13 protein-coding genes and 1 pseudogene are annotated in these 17,992 nt (G+C 36.7%); 8 read left to right on the top strand and 6 right to left on the bottom strand.

Going from position 1 to position 17,992, the window contains the following annotated elements; genetic code table 11:
• Nucleotides 1–191: 191 nt before the first annotated feature.
• Nucleotides 192–845: pseudogene (locus tag FVA69_RS04435) on the top strand (IS6 family transposase).
• Between the two features lie 226 nt (nucleotides 846–1,071).
• Entirely contained in the window at nucleotides 1,072–2,088 is a 1,017-nt protein-coding gene (locus FVA69_RS04430; protein WP_004905208.1) for a linear amide C-N hydrolase, read from the top strand.
• A gap of 51 nt (nucleotides 2,089–2,139) precedes the next feature.
• On the opposite strand, the gene FVA69_RS04425 is transcribed toward FVA69_RS04430, so the two are convergent.
• The 5 genes from FVA69_RS04425 to FVA69_RS04405 form a co-directional block, all read right to left on the bottom strand.
• Entirely contained in the window at nucleotides 2,140–3,624 is a 1,485-nt protein-coding gene (locus FVA69_RS04425) for a TolC family protein (protein ID WP_004905211.1), read from the bottom strand.
• Nucleotides 3,624–5,492 carry an FUSC family protein gene (locus FVA69_RS04420; protein ID WP_110732244.1) on the bottom strand — a complete coding sequence of 623 codons (1,869 nt, stop codon included), beginning with the start codon at nucleotides 5,490–5,492 and terminating at the stop codon, nucleotides 3,624–3,626. Before FVA69_RS04420 ends, FVA69_RS04425 begins: the two co-directional genes overlap by 1 nt.
• Nucleotides 5,479–6,519 carry a multidrug transporter subunit MdtN gene (gene mdtN, locus FVA69_RS04415; protein WP_123382467.1) on the bottom strand — a complete coding sequence of 347 codons (1,041 nt, stop codon included), beginning with the start codon at nucleotides 6,517–6,519 and terminating at the stop codon, nucleotides 5,479–5,481. The genes FVA69_RS04420 and mdtN overlap by 14 nt, the downstream gene beginning before the upstream one ends.
• 3 nt (nucleotides 6,520–6,522) lie before the next feature.
• Nucleotides 6,523–6,804, bottom strand: coding sequence for a YtcA family lipoprotein (locus FVA69_RS04410; RefSeq protein WP_004905217.1), 282 nt, complete (start codon nucleotides 6,802–6,804; stop codon nucleotides 6,523–6,525).
• A gap of 334 nt (nucleotides 6,805–7,138) precedes the next feature.
• Nucleotides 7,139–9,358: an extracellular solute-binding protein gene (locus FVA69_RS04405; protein ID WP_004905219.1), complete on the bottom strand. Its 2,220-nt coding sequence runs from the start codon at nucleotides 9,356–9,358 to the stop codon at nucleotides 7,139–7,141.
• Between the two features lie 346 nt (nucleotides 9,359–9,704).
• On the opposite strand from FVA69_RS04405, the gene FVA69_RS04400 reads away from it, so the two are divergent.
• From FVA69_RS04400 to FVA69_RS04390, 3 genes are read left to right on the top strand one after another with little or no spacing between them, the layout of a single operon-like run.
• Nucleotides 9,705–10,526 carry an MBL fold metallo-hydrolase gene (locus FVA69_RS04400; protein ID WP_004914200.1) on the top strand — a complete coding sequence of 274 codons (822 nt, stop codon included), beginning with the start codon at nucleotides 9,705–9,707 and terminating at the stop codon, nucleotides 10,524–10,526.
• A gap of 14 nt (nucleotides 10,527–10,540) precedes the next feature.
• Nucleotides 10,541–11,788, top strand: coding sequence for an MFS transporter (locus tag FVA69_RS04395; RefSeq protein WP_109911953.1), 1,248 nt, complete (start codon nucleotides 10,541–10,543; stop codon nucleotides 11,786–11,788).
• 38 nt (nucleotides 11,789–11,826) lie between these two features.
• Nucleotides 11,827–12,540 carry an MgtC/SapB family protein gene (locus FVA69_RS04390; protein WP_109911952.1) on the top strand — a complete coding sequence of 238 codons (714 nt, stop codon included), beginning with the start codon at nucleotides 11,827–11,829 and terminating at the stop codon, nucleotides 12,538–12,540.
• Nucleotides 12,541–12,644: 104 nt separating this feature from the next.
• Here the strand turns inward: FVA69_RS04390 and hypT are convergent, their stop codons facing one another.
• The gene (gene hypT, locus FVA69_RS04385; protein ID WP_004914205.1) at nucleotides 12,645–13,553 is read right to left on the bottom strand and encodes a hypochlorite stress DNA-binding transcriptional regulator HypT; all 909 of its coding nucleotides are present in this window, start codon (nucleotides 13,551–13,553) and stop codon (nucleotides 12,645–12,647) included.
• Between the two features lie 460 nt (nucleotides 13,554–14,013).
• On the opposite strand from hypT, the gene FVA69_RS04380 reads away from it, so the two are divergent.
• From FVA69_RS04380 to FVA69_RS04370, 3 genes are all read left to right on the top strand, one after another.
• Nucleotides 14,014–14,742, top strand: a complete 729-nt coding sequence (locus tag FVA69_RS04380) for an aspartate/glutamate racemase family protein (protein ID WP_109911951.1) — start codon at nucleotides 14,014–14,016, stop codon at nucleotides 14,740–14,742.
• A 70-nt stretch (nucleotides 14,743–14,812) separates the two neighbouring features.
• Entirely contained in the window at nucleotides 14,813–16,114 is a 1,302-nt protein-coding gene (locus FVA69_RS04375; protein ID WP_164528468.1) for an anaerobic C4-dicarboxylate transporter, read from the top strand.
• Between the two features lie 747 nt (nucleotides 16,115–16,861).
• Nucleotides 16,862–17,935: a zinc-binding dehydrogenase gene (locus tag FVA69_RS04370; RefSeq protein WP_004914213.1), complete on the top strand. Its 1,074-nt coding sequence runs from the start codon at nucleotides 16,862–16,864 to the stop codon at nucleotides 17,933–17,935.
• Nucleotides 17,936–17,992 lie beyond the last annotated feature (57 nt).

Raw genomic sequence — 17,992 nt, 5'->3', positions numbered from 1 at the left:
CCACATCAACCCTACTGTGCAGGTACAATTGCGGGTATACACTAGTTCGATAGAATCTTGTACCCTCTTTATCTGGCACTATTGCAAAATTTAAGTAATAGGTATGCTAAATTAATTATTTTGTTACTGAGAATTGTTTGGTGAATGCATTTAAAGCTCGTCATTTCACAGGTATTATCATCCTTTGAGCTATGCATTGGTACTGCAAATACGGTATCAGTTATCAAGAACGCTTGGAAATGTTGGCTGATGGTGGTGTAAATTTAGTTCACACGACAATCTATCGCTGGATTCAACGTTATGCGCCAAAAATAGAAAAGCGGTTATGTTGGTATAGGTGTAGTCCCTCCGACCTCAACAATTGGCATTTAAACGGAACTTATATCAAAGTGAATGGGAAATGGACGTACCTTTACCGAGCTGTCGATAGCCGAGTGCACAGCATTGAATTTTACCTCTCACCACATCGTAATACCAAAGCTGCCTATCGGTTTTTAAGAAAAATATTCAATCGAGTTAGAAATGGCAAATCCTCAGGGTTATCAATACAGATAAAGCCTCACCTTATAGTCGAGCTCTTAACCCTCTAAAAAAAGAAGGAAAATGCCCTACACATGTAGAGCAACGGCAAATCAAATTTCACAATAATGTCATTGAATGCGATCATGGAAAATTGAAGCGCGTGATAAATCCCACCTTAGAATTTAAATCAATTAAAACGGCACATGCGACTATTAAAGGTATTGAGGTAATGCATGCACTTCGCAAGGGTTAAGCTGAACATTTGTTACTATGCTCAACCGCTAAGCGAAATGCACCTAGTGAATCGACTCTTTGGTATGTAGCCCATTTCGAGTTGAAAAACTCAATCTCACCACTTTATTTGCAACAGTGCCCTTAATTGGGATTCTGTTATTATTTTAATGGGTCACCTATTATTGAAAAACAATTTCAATATAAATAATCTTCATTATCAGGTAATATTTATTTAGCTACCTTACGACCCACATTTATTAAAATGAAGTGTAGCCTACAAATTCGCGAATACTTCATAAAACGAGGTTAAATGGAATGTGTACGAGTTTATCAATAACAGATAGCCAAAATAATATTTACCAAGGGCGAACATTAGAATTAACGGAAGACCTGCCCTCTTGGATAACATATTATCCTGCGAATACTTTTTTTCAGAAAAAAGCCCCTAACGGGGAAAATGGTATTAATTATACATCTAAATTCGATATTCTTGCGATAACGACCGAAGTTTATTTTGATGGAGATAACCATAATATATTCCAAGGGTTAAATAGTGCAGGATTAACGTTTAGTGCAAATATGATTTCTGAAGCAGAGCTTACGCCAATTAATCCGGAAAACTATTATTTATCATTGCCTGTTACCGCATTAGGCGAATGGGCTTTATCCCTTTTTAGTCATGTTGATGACGTTAAAAAAGCGGTTGAAAATGGTTACTTTTGGTCCCCTATTCTTGTTAACTTTAGGAATTTAACATCACCATTCCACTATGCTTTTTATGATAAACACGGTGGTAGCATTATTGTTGAAGCCGTAAATGGCAAATTACAGGTTTTTGATAACCCTACTCGTGTCATGACTAATGGGCCTGATTTTCAATGGCATTTAAAAAACCTGAATAATTATACTCAGTTATCAAACCTAGATATATCAACAAGTTTACTGGGTAATATTCGAGTTACTCAACCTGATAGTGGTATTGCAACATCAAATCTACCTTCGTCTGATACATCTGTTGGGCGTTTCATTCGAGCGGTTTTTTATAGTACTTATGCGCCAAAAGTTGACAATGCAAAAGACGCTATGATTACACTCGCTCACATTATGAATAATTTTGACCGTACTAAAAATATGACTGTTGATAATATGGGGGAAGGAGAAGGCACTCAAAATAGTTTACTTTCTGAATATACTGTTTGGAGCTGCTTATCTGATTTATCTAATGGTGTAATATATATTAGAGGTTATGGCGAAATGAATTATAACCAATATTCAATTAGCCAATTTAGTAGTGCAGGAAAACCTGTATTTCAACAACTGGATATTTATTAATTTATAATCGCAGAAGATAAATACTAGGTTATCTTCTGCTATCTCATAAACCTATTTTATCGTAGCGTCTTCATATTTTGGTAAAGCCCTTTCAATTTCACCTAATGCAAAGGCTAAATCCACAGCAGCAATAACTGAACCCGTATAAGAATCAATATGAGCAAGCTCGGCTGTTAATAATGCAATTTCTGCGGCATTAATTTCAGTCACTGTTCCTAAACCATTTTTATAAAAATCAACACTGGCGGTATAACTTAATTGAGTTGTTTCGACTAGGTTTTTCGCCGCTTTATTGGCCTCAACCGCTGATTTTAGTGCATTCTCAGTTAAACTCATCTCTCGAATCGCCATTTCTTGGCTTTTCCGCAAATTCTCTTGGGCAATAAGAATATCCGACTGAGCATTCTTCATACGTGCTTGCCTTATTCCCCCTTCATAAAGCGGAATACTGATACCTATCAAAATATTTGAAGATGAAGAACTTTGGTTGATACCCGGTAGTCCTTGCACATCTAAACGGCTGTTTCCCCCCGCGACTGCCCCCGCTAAATAGACTTTAGGGAAATAGTCGGATTCCACAGATTGAGTCGTTTTCATCGCTGCCAGTGTAAGTTCATAGTTAGCAAGCACATCAGGGCGCTGGGCTAACGCATTTCTGATCCGTTCATGGGTCAACGGTGCGATATTATCAGGCAAAACATCGTTATCATTATATTGAATATTAATTGTTTTCAGTGGAGATATACCGATGGTAGAGAGTAATAATTGGTATTGATCTCTTTCTTTCCCTTTAGCTAATACGTTCTGAAACTCTAATTGTGAAACTTGCTGCTTCGCTAATGCAACATCCAGTACGGTTGCTAGCCCACGCGCTTTTTTTTGCTCTACGGCATACAATAAACGCTGGCTTCGCTCCAAAGCTTCATAAGTTATTTTTGTTTTTTTCTGTGCTGCACCATAAGCATAATAAGCAATGGTTACATCATGAATAATTTTTTGGTGAAGTAAATTAAAGTTAAGGTCAGAAGCTAAAGATGCATGTTTGGCTGCATCAGTTAATGCTCCTCGCTGACCAAAATCAAACAATAGCCATTGAAACGTTATCGCAGGGATAAAAACATGGTTAGAAACATCAATTTTATCGACTAAATCATTATGTGGTAACTTCAATGTTCCACGTTGATAGCCACTTAATGCTGTTGCAGTTATAACGGGTAAATAGGTACTTTCAACCATTCCCACATTGGTTGCGGCTTTTTTAGCAAGCTCCCAAGCAATACGTGTTTCAGGATTATTTTTTTGTGCAACATCGATAAGGCTTGCTAGGTCATATTGATCTTTAAATACTTCGTTATGTTCAGCATATAAATTCTCTTCAGGGGAAGAGATATATGTGTCAGTTTCATATTGTAAAGGCTGCGGCGCTTTATCCATAAATGAACGGCTCGTATCGACACAACCGACAAGAAAAATGCTGAATATCGAGATGAGTAAATATCGTTTTTTGTCGTATCTCATTGATTGGGTCATTGTCATTACTTCTCGCTCACTAGTTCTTTAATGACTTGCTCTTTTTCTTGAGCCGATAAAGTTGAAGGTATCGTATTTAAGACATCATATTTCAAATCACTGGCAGATTTTAAATTTGTATTCGAATCAAAATGATCTTTATGATTAAAAGGAATAAATTCAGACGAATAATTTTGGTAACTATCTACTGAAACCTTGGTTAAGAATTGGTTTAAGAAATGAGTTAAAGCCCCCCCTTTATCTTTAAAGTGGGTTTCGAACATCAATAAATTAATATCATCTTTTGTTTTAATAACGCCCTCATTGATTGCAGCAACCAAACTGAGAGCCTCGACATTGTTATCATAAGATTTTAATTTAAGTGCCGCATAACTATCTAGAATATTTCTAATTTGAGAGTTAACTGTAGTCATGATAGAGACCGGCCACACTTTAGTGAACATAATGTACATGACAACATTACCTAATAGGATACCGAGGATCCTATCGGAAGCAACATCCAGATCATAGCTCGGTTTAAAACCATGAAGAACGGTTAATAAAAATGCCAGCCCAACTTGGACTCCTGCATAGGATATACGCTCATTACCCGCAGCCACCCATGCAGCAGGCAAGATACAGAAAAAGATGAGTATCATTAGGCTAAAAATATCGGATAAATGAGGGATAATATACACAATCGAAATAACCCCGATTAATGCACCAATTAAACACCCTATAATACGCAGCGTTAGCTTATGTACTGTTTCACCAACAGAAGTCAATGCAACAACGTAGCAAGTGATCATCGCTGTGTGGATCCCCTGCCATTCAAAATAGTCATAAAAAACATAGCATATTAGTGCAGCACAGGTTGTTTTGATGGCGAAATATTTATGGTTTGGATTTGTAAAAGCGTCTTTAACAAAAAAGGGATTTTTAGCTTTAGGGTCACTCCCCACTTTCTTCTTAAATAGAATATCTTGAAAATCAGCCAGTATTTTCTGGTTTTCAAGGTAACTATTTTTTTCGCTTTTTAGCGTTTCCAATTGTTCAATTTGGTTTTTTTCCAAACACTGCGCAATAAATTGACATTTTTCCGCAAGTAATAGACGAATTTCAGCAGAAGTATCATCGGGTAAATTTAAGGACATGATCAGTATTTCATACGAATTATCAACCATGCTATCTAGCCACTGGATTTCCCTTTTTCCTTTTAGAAAAAAGAGTTTGATGAGCATTAGGTTCCGTTTACATTCAGCCTGCGTACTTAAAGCTTCACTAATTTGAATTGAATACGGCATTTTCCCTAAAAAAAATTGGTTTGCAGCCAAAAAACGCTCAGCTAGCTTATTCATTAATAATTTTTTAGGGCTAATCCCAAAAAAGTAATTAAAGATAACCACCAATAACATGGGGGATACCGCCATTAATAGTGCGTATAAAAGCCCTCTTGTTGCGGCATCGCCAAAAGGAACATCATCAATCAATGTCATTAGAAATGCAATTACAAGGGCAATTAAGTTACCGACATCACCAAGGCTGCTCGCTGAAGACAAATACATAAATAACCCTGAGAAAAGGGCCATAAAGAAAAAGCGCAACATCACATTTTGAATCGTAAAGTTAAACAATATAAAGATTACACAAACCGCTATACTGCATAGCACTATGACACCAATACATAACAGAATATTTTCAATCGCATTGGCTTTAACAAGGTAGATAATTAAATAGCAGCTAATCGCCGATTCTGGAATTTCGTATAACATCGCAATGCCAGCCATTAATGCGCACAGTAAAGCAATCCGCCATGTTGTCGCGAAACGAAAATTAAATGGCAACAAATCTTGTTTTATTTGTTGAAGAACCAGTAAAGCTTTAGCAGTCATCATCTTGGGATACAATATTAACAGTGGCAGTCGCACCAACACGCATCAGATTTTTCGGTGGATTTTCTAAAATTACTCTCACAGGAAAACGTTGTTCAACACGCACCCAATTTAAAGACTTGGGGACATAAGGTAAGTCTCGAGGTATATTCAACAGATCAGTAGACATTACTCCCCAACCTGCACCTTGTACTCGGCCTTTAATAGGTTGTTTGTTATTAATCATTGAATAAACAACTGCACAGCTGCCCATTTGGATGTTATCTAACTCTGTTTCTTTAAAGTATGCGGACACAAACCATGTCTCTGTATCAATTAAGGTAAAAACAGATTGCCCTGAAAGGACAAACTCACCCGCTGATATCGTTAGTCCAACAATATACCCATCACTCGGTGCCTTAATTTCCGTGTTACCCAATTCCCACTCAGCCATGGCGAGTGATATTTTTAATGACTCAACAAGTGCTTCTTCAGATTTGGTGTTATTAATTAATGCTTCTGATGCCACATTTTGTTTTTGAGCTTGTTTTAAGCTGACTTCTGCATCACGTTTTAAGGTTCGGGCGTCATCCACTTGTTGGGCGGTAACAAAACCTTTCGCCAACAATGGCTCTAAACGTTTTAAAGACTGGGTTGCCAGTGCAAGGTTAACTTGTGCACGTTTTATTTGCTCTTCAGCCACTTCAGAATTTGATGTTTCAGCGACAATAATTCTCTTCTTATTGCTTAACGCCGCTTCTGCAACAAGTAACTCGGCTTTAGCTTGGTTCACTCGTAGAGCATACATAGTCGGGTCAATGGTAAATAATCGATCGCCTTTTTTGACTTCCTGATTTTCTTTAACATAAAACTGGCTTATCCGTCCCGGAACGACAGAAGAAATGTTAATTTTATTGGCCTCAATCACGGCCTCTTCACTTAGTGGATTCAGAATCGATGATTGCAGGCTTTTCCATAGTAATAGTAATAAAGCCGCAAATATGCCGATTGTGAGAATGACGGCTATCTTTTTTTTATTTTTTATATTCATAATTTAATGAGAAAAATAAAGTAAGGATATGGTAATAGAGATTGTCAACAAGACACCAAAGTAAAACATCAGAGGAAAAGGTAACTTATCATCAATTTCTAAATAAACGAGAACAACACGCAATAATATAGCGCCAACCAATCCAATTAAGACACATAGCATCCAATAAGGGAAATAAGCGCCTAACATTGGGAATAATGGGGAATGTCCTTGGTTGCATCCCATTAACAATAAGGATAGCAGGCTAACGCTGATAATATGGCGATATTTTCTAATTAAGCTCAAGATAACTCACCTATCATATTATGATTAATTAACTTATTAATTAATCACTACTATAACTCTTTTTAAATAATAATCGAATGATAAATCGAAAGTTTATTAAACCTATAAAATGAAATGAAATAAAAAAATGAATTAAAGATACATAAACCAACCACTAAATGCCGAGAACCCTCCCAAGAGGGCAATTGAGGGTTACTTCAAAAGCTATTTTTGCTTTATACCTACCGGTAAAAATGACTAAACAAAACGCCCTGTATCGCAACTAGCTTATGCGGATAACACTGAAAGTTAGTAACAGCTTATCATTTGTTTATCCGCTTATTTAAAATACCAATTAACCCGTTATTTGCCTCTCACCTTGCGTATCAACCAATAAGCGCTGGTTAATATACTCAATCGCCTCATCTATAGTCATGATTTTATTCACAACATTAGTAATTCCTTGCCCAATAATGACTTCAGCTTGGCGCAAATTAAACAACTTACCGTTTGGAATTGAAGATTCACGGATACCTCGATTTATTTCTTGATAAGCCAGTGGCATCCATGGGTAGCGATAGCAAACCTCTTGATTATGGCTGAAATCTTGATGATTACTGTTACCACCCAACAAAATGAGGTGATCCATTACTATTGGTGAATAAAGCCAACGATAAAATTGTTCTGCATAATGTGTTTTTTGGCTATAGCGAGATACCCCTAATGCCCCACCCCCCAATTGAGGGACTCCCCCTGGTACAGGGGCAAAACCAATTTTAGGGAAAATATTACTGTGAGCAACATCGTTAAATAGGTTCATATAAGCAATCAGCATAGCAAGTTTCCCTTGCTCAAATTGTTCGACTGATTCGCTCCACCATTTATTATGAATATTTTCTGTAATAGAAACCTGGTGGAGGTATTCATCTAATACCTGACCCGCTAATGGCATTTCTAATCTAGGAATATTACCATTACTTATTAACTTTCCTCCTGCCGCGTAATACCTTAATAAGTACTCAGTGGCAATTAACCCCGCACTGCCTAACGTCGTTGATGCACCGATAGGCCGTAAAAACTCACCTTCTTCATGTAGCTCTGTAAAAAATTGGGTTACCTGATCGTATTCATCAAAAGAAGTCGGTACTGTTAGTTCTTGTCCTGTTTTCTCGTAATACATTCTTTTTAAAATAGGATCTTCAAAGAGATCTTTACGATAAAATAACATTTGTGCACTGGCATCAAATGGCATTGCATAAGCAGTATCATTCACCAAACTAAATTTTTGCTGTGTTGGTAAGGAAAAGTTACTTAATAAATCAGTCACCCCATTCCCGACTTTATCTAACGGTTGCAAGATGCGTTCCGCAAACCAAGGAAAGCAGGCCATATCGATACGTAGTAAATCATAATAAGGATGTAAATGGAGCTGCCCTAAAATTTGGTAAACTTCATCATAAGGATAAACTGCTAAATTAACCTTAATTCCTGTTTGTCGATAAAAATGTGGCAGTAGCTTTTTAAGTGCGTTTGTTGAAGGGCTGGGTAAAATGAGTAAATTTAAGGTTGGATCGGATTTATTGTCAGTAATTATTGCCGATGTTGCCGTATAAAGGTTACCACTTTGATTACGAACGTAGACAGTATTCTTCCCCACCGTTTTCTTTGCGTGATCTTCTCTCATCAGTTCATCGACCACTTCCAACCCTAATTGTGCATAGTTCATTGGGAAACAATGTAACCCTTTTAGTATCGGAGGAATGTTACCACTTAAAGCAAAAATTGCAGGGCAATCACCTTCACTACCAAAAAAACTAGCTTGGGTTAAAAAACTAGCTTTTTCAATGTCTTCAGCAACAAATAAATCGGGTATTTGCTCCTCAGAGAAAAAATCAAAAGCTGCCTTATAAGATTCATCATTAGAAGCACGAATAATAATAAATTTTTTATTCGGGGCCTGCTGTTTAAGGTTATTTTGTAACTCACTGACAAAGGTGGCGTGCTCTAAATCACCATGATCATCGCTAAAAATACCCACTAGCTGGCTTCGACTTGTCGCAATTTGTTGGCAAATGGCATCAGCTGCCTGAGAGTAATCCAATGTGAAAAAATGGTAAGCGTTTACAGGCTGACGATAAATAAAAATAATTTGAGAAGCGGCTAATTTTAAGGTGTCAAAATAGATAGCGGCATCCTGCAAACAACTGACTGCTACGACTTGCTTATAGCCACCAGCGGCAATTTTTTGTAATGCATCGAGTTCTGTCGTCTCCAGATCATCCGTCAAGAATAGATCATAAGTTATCTCTGGATACTGAGCCATAGATTGCCTAAATGAATTAAAAAATATTGCATACTTATCAGACACCAATTGCGGTAAAAGTATTGCTATCTTTTGGCTCTTATTGGTTCTCAATAATTGAGCTTGTGTATTTAACTGGTACCCCATTTGCTTGGCGGCTTTATAGACTGCTTCAATTTTCTCAACACTCACATTCCCCCGCTTATTCAAAACATTAGAAACGGTTCCATGAGAAACACCTGCTAATTTTGCGATATCCTTGATTGTTGCCATTTGTCTTTTTCACCTTGATTATTGCTGCCAATAGCATACCTGAATTATTCATCGCGACTACCGATAATTTATTTGAACGTTCCACTCTCAATTAGTTTATAAAACAAACGAATAAAATAAAGATTACTTTTCTTGCCTTTCTTTTGCAGGGCAATATTAAACAATAATAAAATCAATTATATAAAAAATAATCTTTGAATGAGATCACTGATCTAAATAACATTTATTGGCAATAACAACCCCCAGCATTACTATTGGAACGTTCAAATTGATTTATTTTTTGTTTGAACACCAACACCAGGGATCAAAAATTCCAAAATAAAACTATAAAATACAGGTAATTATTATGAAACTTCACTTTTTAGGCACCGCGGCTTCTGAAGGCATACCAAATCCTTTCTGCCGCTGTGAGCACTGCCAAAAAGCAAGAGAGCTTGGAGGAAAAGATATTAGAACCCATTCTTCCGCCATTGTGGATGATCTTATGTTGATCGATGTTTCCCCGACATTTAGCTATCAGTTAATGCGTGACGGAATGGATGCAACTAAGTTTGAAAGCTTACTATTTACCCATACTCATCCTGACCATTTTAATGTCGGCGATTTATTCAGCCGCATGGAAGGTTATGGTTTTGAAATTCACCATCCATTACATATTTTTGGTAATGACCGAGCAATTAATGGCTGCCTTGACGTTCTACCCGGCTACAGTAAAGAGCGTTTCGATTTCCACTGTTTAATCCCTTTTGTCACCGTCGAAAGGAACGGTTATAAAATTACGCCATTACTTGCAAACCATGCTAAATGGGAACTTTGCTATGTCTATCATATTGAAAAGAATGGAAAAACAATTTTTTATGGACATGATTCAGGTTGGTTCCCTGAATTAACCTGGAAATGGTTAGAAAATAAACAACTTGATATTGTCGTATTTGAATGCACTTACGGGCTCAATGGGAAAAATCGTACAGATAATCACATGAGCCTAGAAACCGTCTTTGCAGCTAAAGAAAAACTGCAGCAACAAGGCTGCCTGCATTCAGAAACTCAAATTGCTGTTTCACATATTTCCCATAGTGGCAAATTACTTCATGATGAATTAGAAGCGGTTTGTGCACCTTATAATATCCGTGTTGCTTATGACGGATTAACGCTAGAAGCATATTAAGAGGAAAACTAATCATGGATATGAAAATAACCTCTCGCTTACTGATCATGATGTTTGTGCAATATTTCATGCAAGGTGCATGGAATATGACAATGGGACTTGTGTTAAGTACTTATGGGATGGCAAACATCATTGGTAATGCTTACGCTTTATTAGGTGTAGCAACCATTATTTCCCCTTTATTCATTGGTATGGTTGCTGACCGTTTCTTTGCTTCACAAAAAGTAATGGGAACACTGCATTTAATTAATGCGGCCGTTATTCTATGTGTTCCTCAATTTATTGAGGCACAAAATAGCGGCATGACCCTGTTTATGATTTTTATTATTGGGCTACTGTTTTATCCAACAACTGCGCTTTCTAATAGCATCAGCTTCTCTCATATTAATGGTGTGAAATATTTCCCTATTATTCGTGTATTTGGCACATTCGGTTTTATGGCTATCGGATTTATATTAGGGGAAATGGGCTTCTCAGGTAGTACTATGACTTGGTATATCGCATCCGCTGTTGCTGTATTACTAGGTTTCTACTGCTTTACTTTGCCAAATACACCACCAAAAGCGAAAGGTAAACCTTTCTCCGCTAGAGATATTCTATGTTTAGATGCACTTTCATTATTTAAAGACCGTTATTTCGCTATCTTAATGTTTAGTATCTTTGTATTAATGATACCGAAAACAGCTTACTCCGCTTATATCCCTGTATTTATTAAAACACTTGGATTCGATAATGCAGCATCTATCATGCAAATTGGTATTGCATGTGAAGTCCTATTTATGTTTGTGCTGTCATTCTTCTTAATGAAATTCGGTTTCAAAATCACCTTACTTCTTGGCGCAGTAAGTTGGATTATTCGTTCAATGTTATTTTCCTATGCTGCAGTAGATTCCGGTTTCTACTTCATTATTTTCGGATTGATGCTTCAAGGATTATGCTGGGACTTCTTCTTTACAGCAGGTGATATCTACGTTGACCGTAAAGCAAAACCTGAGATCAGAGCGCAAGCTCAGGGTTTACGCTTTATTGTTTCAAATGGCTTTGGCTTATTATTTGCTTCAACAATTTGTGGTGAAATCTTTAATTCAACTGTCACAGAGGCAGGTAGCGCAGCATTACCACAATGGGGAACATTCTGGCATTACCCAGCTATCGTCGCCGCTGTTGTCACCGTTTTCTTTATCTTCTTCTTTAAAGACGATGTGTCTAAAAAGAAAAATGGGGAAAATGAAAAACCAGCAAATCGCGTTACAGCACAATAATAATTAAGGAAAGGGTAAGGTCACGTCAGGAGCAAGCCATGGATTTATTTATACAGTTTGTTGGCACCATTGGCCCTTTATCACTATCAAGTATTGCTAAACTACTAGCCGCCTTCGTTTTAGGCGGCTTAATTGGCTTAGAACGTGAATCAAAGGGAAAACCTGTTGGTTTTAAAACTTGTGTCATTATCGCCGTTGCCAGCTGTTTATTAACCATCGTTTCTATTCAGTCAGCGGAATATTACGCCAATATCTCTGACAATATACGTAGCGACCCAATGAGATTAGCTGCACAAATAATTAGCGGAGTGGGCTTTCTAGGCGCTGGGGTTATATTGCATCGTCGTGATGATGCCATTTCAGGTCTAACAACTGCAGCCATTGTTTGGGCTTCAGCCGGTGTTGGAATTGCCTGTGGTTCAGGGTTCTACTGGCATGCTATCATCGTTACAATCCTTTTTTTCTTAGCAATACAACTCAGTCCTCAAGTTGCTTTATTTCAGATGAGAAACCAAAAACTAGGAAAAATTAAAGTTCGAATGCTATTTACTCATGAAAAAGGTGTTCCTTTGCTTATTGAGTACCTAAAAAGCCACAAAGACTTAATTGAGAATCTCACCATCAGAGATATCAAGAAAGAGCGTGTCGAGGTAAATTTAAAGCTATTAGTACGCCAAAAAATCACTTTACCTGAATTTTACTGCTCCTTAAAACAGTTGGAGTATGTCCACTCTGTTTCTTTAGATCACTAATTCTTTCTTTTTCAAAGTGATATATTTTCGCTAAATAAAATGTGAATTATTTTAATAACCTGTTTATTTTAGCAGGTTATTTATCTATAAATTCCCCATCGACACTATAAGTGCCGTAAATCCTCTGGAATATTCTTTTTTAAAATGCGCCAAAAGTCCTCTGCAGTTTTATTTAGCCTTGTATCCATACGGTAGATATAAGCTTGGATAGGTATCGTTAATTCAGGCGTATCTAGACAAACGAGTTTCTTTTCTTTCAATTCATTCACTACAGAATAAATAGGCAACCATGCTATGCCATGACCATCCAAAGCCATATTTTTTAATAACTCACTCATTGATGACATAAAAAGTGTTTTCGAATTGATCGTACCAAATTCACTTAACCGACGATTAACTAACCTTCCCATATATGAAGCACTTGTGTAATTCAACAACGGCACTTGAGGTTGATAGATGTCAAATAGCGGCTTACCATGCTCATCTGCGGCACAAATTGGGTATAATTCAGATTCAAATACATTCAATGAGGAAAATGGAGATTGCATGAGATCTTCATCATAAAATGAGATAATAAAGTCACTCTTCCCTTCTCTCAATGCGTTGACAACTTGTACGACATCAATGGCTTCAACATGGTAAACAAACTCCTCACCGTAACCGGACAGCCCATGGACTAATTTAGGTAGTAATGTTAATGACAACGAATGAGCGGCAGCAATTTTAATATTTGGTAGACTCAATACATTATGGCCGGATAATTCATTTAAGTTACATTCCAGTTGTTGTAGTAAACTACGTGCTTGGGAATGGAAAATTTTGCCCTCTTCAGATAACTGTAAAGGGGAAGTCGTTCTATCAAATAATTCAACACCAATAGCTTCCTCTAACGCTTTAATACGACGGCTAAACGCGGGCTGAGAAATATTTCGTTGTTCTGCGGCATGAGAAAAATGTCGGCACGACTCTAGTGTTAAAAAATCATATAGCCATTTTGTTTCTATATTCTTCATCTTATTAAGCCTTAAATTGACTTGCTGTTAAAATATAAGAAATTAAAAGTATTTTTATTGATATTTTAAGTTAATGATTAGTTAAGCAACCAAACAAAATTTGTAGATACATTATTTGTATTATGCATAGCCCTACTATTTAAAACATTAACAAAAATCAAAAATTAATTTTATTTAATTTATTTACATCATAAAACCTAGTCTATTCAGGCTCTCAGAGCAATTTATTAAAATAACTTTATTTTGAATAAAAAACTTAATGCATATCTTGCATCAACCCATACTTACTTGCATTTCTCATCCAAGATAAACATTGATAAATATTAGCCATAGGTTATGGCAGTAATATTTAGGTTAATAATTATTTTAATGCCAACCTATATGTTAAATAAATGAAGGAATATAAGCATTTATTGATTTTTATTTTATAAAAAAGCTAATGAAATGCAGGGGTATTAAAATGAAAGGTTTAATTGGTGTATTAGGTGGTATGGGACCTGCCGCTACTGTCGATTTATTTAATAAATTCGTTAATTATACCGTAGCAAATAGAGACCAAGAGCATATCCCTTTAATTATATCATCTATTCCTGATATACCAGATCGAACAGAGGCGCTATTAAACCGTGGTGAATCTCCTCTACCTTTAATGACTGACTATCTAAAAAAACTAGAAAATGCAGGTGCTGAATGTATTGTTATTCCTTGTAACACCGCACATTATTGGTTTAGTGAACTGAAAGATATTTGCCACGTCGATATGCTAAGTATTGTTGAGACAACAATGAAAGAAGTGCTAGCAACCAAGAAAAAAAATATCGGATTACTTGCAACAAATGCCACTATGTATATGGGGTTGTATCAAAAAAATATAGAAAATAAATATTTAAACTGCATCACGCCTGATAAAGAAAGCCAAGACAAAGTTATGGAAAGCATTTATTTATTAAAATCAGGAAATAAAAAAATGGCTGAGGCCATTATGAAAAAACAAGCTGAGGCATTATTCTCCCGAGGTGCAGAAATTATTGTTCTTGGCTGCACTGAAGTTCCCGTCATTCTTGAAAATGAAATAAATAATTATCCAGATAAATATATCGACTCAACCAGTACCTTAGTCAGAGCAAGTATTCACTGGTATGAAAGTAGAGTCGGGAAACAAAATTTAATGATAAATAAAAATATTTAATTTTATATCAAATATCAAAAATTAATTTTTAATATTACTAATGACAATATATTGTCTATTGGAGACGATTATGGTTTGGCTAGAAATCATTGTTGTATTAGGTGCAATATTCTTCGGTATAAGGATGGGGGGAATTGGTATAGGACTCTGCGGTGGATTAGGATTAGCAGTTCTAACCATTGGGTTTGGTTTACCTATTGGCTCCCCACCTGTTGATGTTATTTTAATTATTATGACCGTCGTGGTAGCAGCATCTGCATTACAAGCTGCAGGTGGAATGGATTATCTCGTACGCCTCGCCAGTAAGTTTATGCGTAAAAACCCTAAGTACCTGAATATTATAGCGCCAATCATCACTTGGGTGATGACTATCATGGCTGGTACAGGCTTCATTGTTTTCTCTATGCTACCAGTGATAGCCGAAATCGCAAAAGATTCAGGCATTCGCCCATCCCGAACATTAGCAGGCTCAGTGGTTGCATCACAAATTGCTATTTCAGGTTCGCCAATCAGCGCCGCAATGGCAGCAATGTTGACAATAATGGAAGGTAATGGCGTTACTTTCATCGTTGTCATGTCAGTCTGCTTACCTGCCTCTTTTGTTGCAGCCATGGTTGCGGCATTTATCGCATCACGCCAAGGCTGTGAACTAGAAGACGATGAAGTTTATCTTGAGCGCTTACAAAAGGGCTTAGTCCATAAATACGAAGAAAAAACAGGTGAAAGTACCACCAGAGAAAAGTTTTCAGTTGTCTTGTTTATCATTGCCACTGTCGCGATTGTCATCCTTGCTGCCTTTCCGCAATTGCGTCCCGGCTTTGATATCGGTAAACCTATGGGCACTCGCGATATTATTATCATCTGCATGTTAAGTGCTGCATGTTTGATGGTGATATTCTGTAAAACATCACCAAACTCAATCGTTCTAGCACCCACTTTCCGTTCAGGAATGAGTTCACTTGCAGTGATATTGGGTATTGTTACCTTAGGGACGACATTTGTTGATGCACACATGGAGCAAATTAAAGCGATAGCTGGAGATGTGTTATCTGCATATCCTATTTTATTAGCTTTAGTTCTGTTTTTTACCTGTGCATTGTTATATTCACAAGGTGCCACAACACCATTAATTATTCCGTTAGCTATTGCCTTAGATGTTCCCACATGGGCAATTTTGGCCTCTTTTGTCGCCGTCACCGGGGTATTTGTCTTACCCACTTACCCAACATCATTAGCAGCAATTGAATTCGACTCAACAGGGTCTACTCGGGTTGGAAAATATATTTTAAATCATCCCTTTATGTTACCAGGCCTAGGTGGAATTATTGCAGGTGTCGCCTTCGGTTTTATCATTGCACCAATGATTGTCTAACATAAAGACGTGAGGCTTCCACATATTTATAACAAGATAACAAAATGATTTTATTGACAAAATGAAGTTAAACTTTGGCTCTATTTGGCTTTATACTTTGCAAGATTGGCAAAATACAATAACAAAGTATAAAGCTGTTTTTTTATGCCTTCTTCAATGTTCATTAGGTATATCTGCAAAGAAAATATAATTAACAGCACGTAAAAATACCCCATTACTCTATTCAATTTTTTAAATTAAATTTTATAAATTAAAAATAACGTTCTATTAACCATTTTGCGTCTCTTTATTTAATGTAAATTTAATTTGCTTTCATATAAAAATGTGAGCTGAAATGTTTTTGCATAAATTATCCACTTCTGAAAATAGTTAAAATAATTATACTCGGCTTCATATTCATTTCTTGAAAAACTAAAAAAAGGAATGAAATAAGATTTTTATTATAATTTTCATTGTGTTACAAAATCATTTTTGACAGTCTCATTTTCCAATGAAAGTACTCAATTAGGTGACTAAAATTAGGGGTTAAATCACAAATTTTAGTTTTTTACATTCATACTTTCAAAAATGACGACGTCGTCATATTAAAAAGAATTTATTTTATCTATAACATTAAACAACCATTTTTCTTACATACATATCATTATTGATAGTTAAGCGTTAAAAAACTAAAGCAAATGCGTTATAAAAAAACGCTTAATGTTGACGTCAACATTAGGGTTAACAACTAGAAAGAGGTTTTAGAACATGAGTAACCTACCTGAAAAAATGAAAGCTGTTGTTTGTCATGGACCGCATGATTATCGCTTTGAAAACATTAAAAGACCGACGCCAGGATTTAGAGAAGTTGTCATCAAAGTTGATGGATGTGGGATCTGCGCTGGCGACTGTAAAGCCAATGATGGCGCTCAAATGTTCTGGGGTGATGACCCATGGATTAAAGCACCTGTAGTTCCTGGCCATGAATTTTATGGGCGCGTTGCTGAACTCGGTGAAGGTTCCGCTGAAAAATTCAAATTAAAGGTAGGCGACCGCATCTTAGCTGAGCAAATTGTCCCGTGTTGGGAATGCCGTTTCTGTAAATCAGGCAAATATTGGATGTGTGAAACCCATGATATTTACGGTTTCCAAAAAGAAGTTGCCGATGGTGGTATGGCTGAATATATGCGTTTTTCAGAGCGTGCCATTATCCACAAAATCCCTGATGAACTATCTGATAAAGATGCCGCATTAATTGAACCGATGGCTTGTGCTATCCACACCGTACGCCGTGGTGATATCGATTTAAATGACGTCGTCGTCATTGCTGGTGCAGGCCCACTTGGGCTATGCATGATCCAAGTCGCCAAATTAAAAACACCGAAAAAATTGGTTGTTATTGATGCGATTGATGAACGTCTTGAATTAGCGAAAAAATTTGGTGCAGATGTTGTTATCAATCCACTGAAAGAAGATGCCATCAAATTAGTCAAAGATATGACGGAAGGCTATGGTTGCGATGTTTATATTGAAGCAACTGGCGCCCCAATTGGCGTTACTCAAGGGCTAGAAATGATCCGTAAGCTTGGTCGTTTCGTTGAGTTTAGCGTGTTTGGTAAAGAAACAACCGTTGACTGGTCAATCATTGGTGACCGCAAAGAACTTGATATCCGCGGAGCTCACTTAGGCCCATATAGTTATGAAGTCGCTATTGACCTATTTAGCCGTGGCTTAGTTAGTGCTGATGATATCGTTACCCACTTCTATTCCATCGATGATTGGGAAGAAGCTTTTGTCATGGCGAAATCGGCAGACTCAATTAAAGTCGTCATCAAGCCATAAACATGTTTTTAACTGGTAGTAATAATTGATAATTCAAATAAACACTAAATAAGTAAA

This window comes from Providencia sp. PROV004 (assembly GCF_011045615.1).
Lineage (GTDB): Bacteria > Pseudomonadota > Gammaproteobacteria > Enterobacterales > Enterobacteriaceae > Providencia > Providencia rettgeri.
Note: the sequence above shows the minus strand (reverse complement) of the source record. Positions and strands in the feature narration are given on the sequence as shown.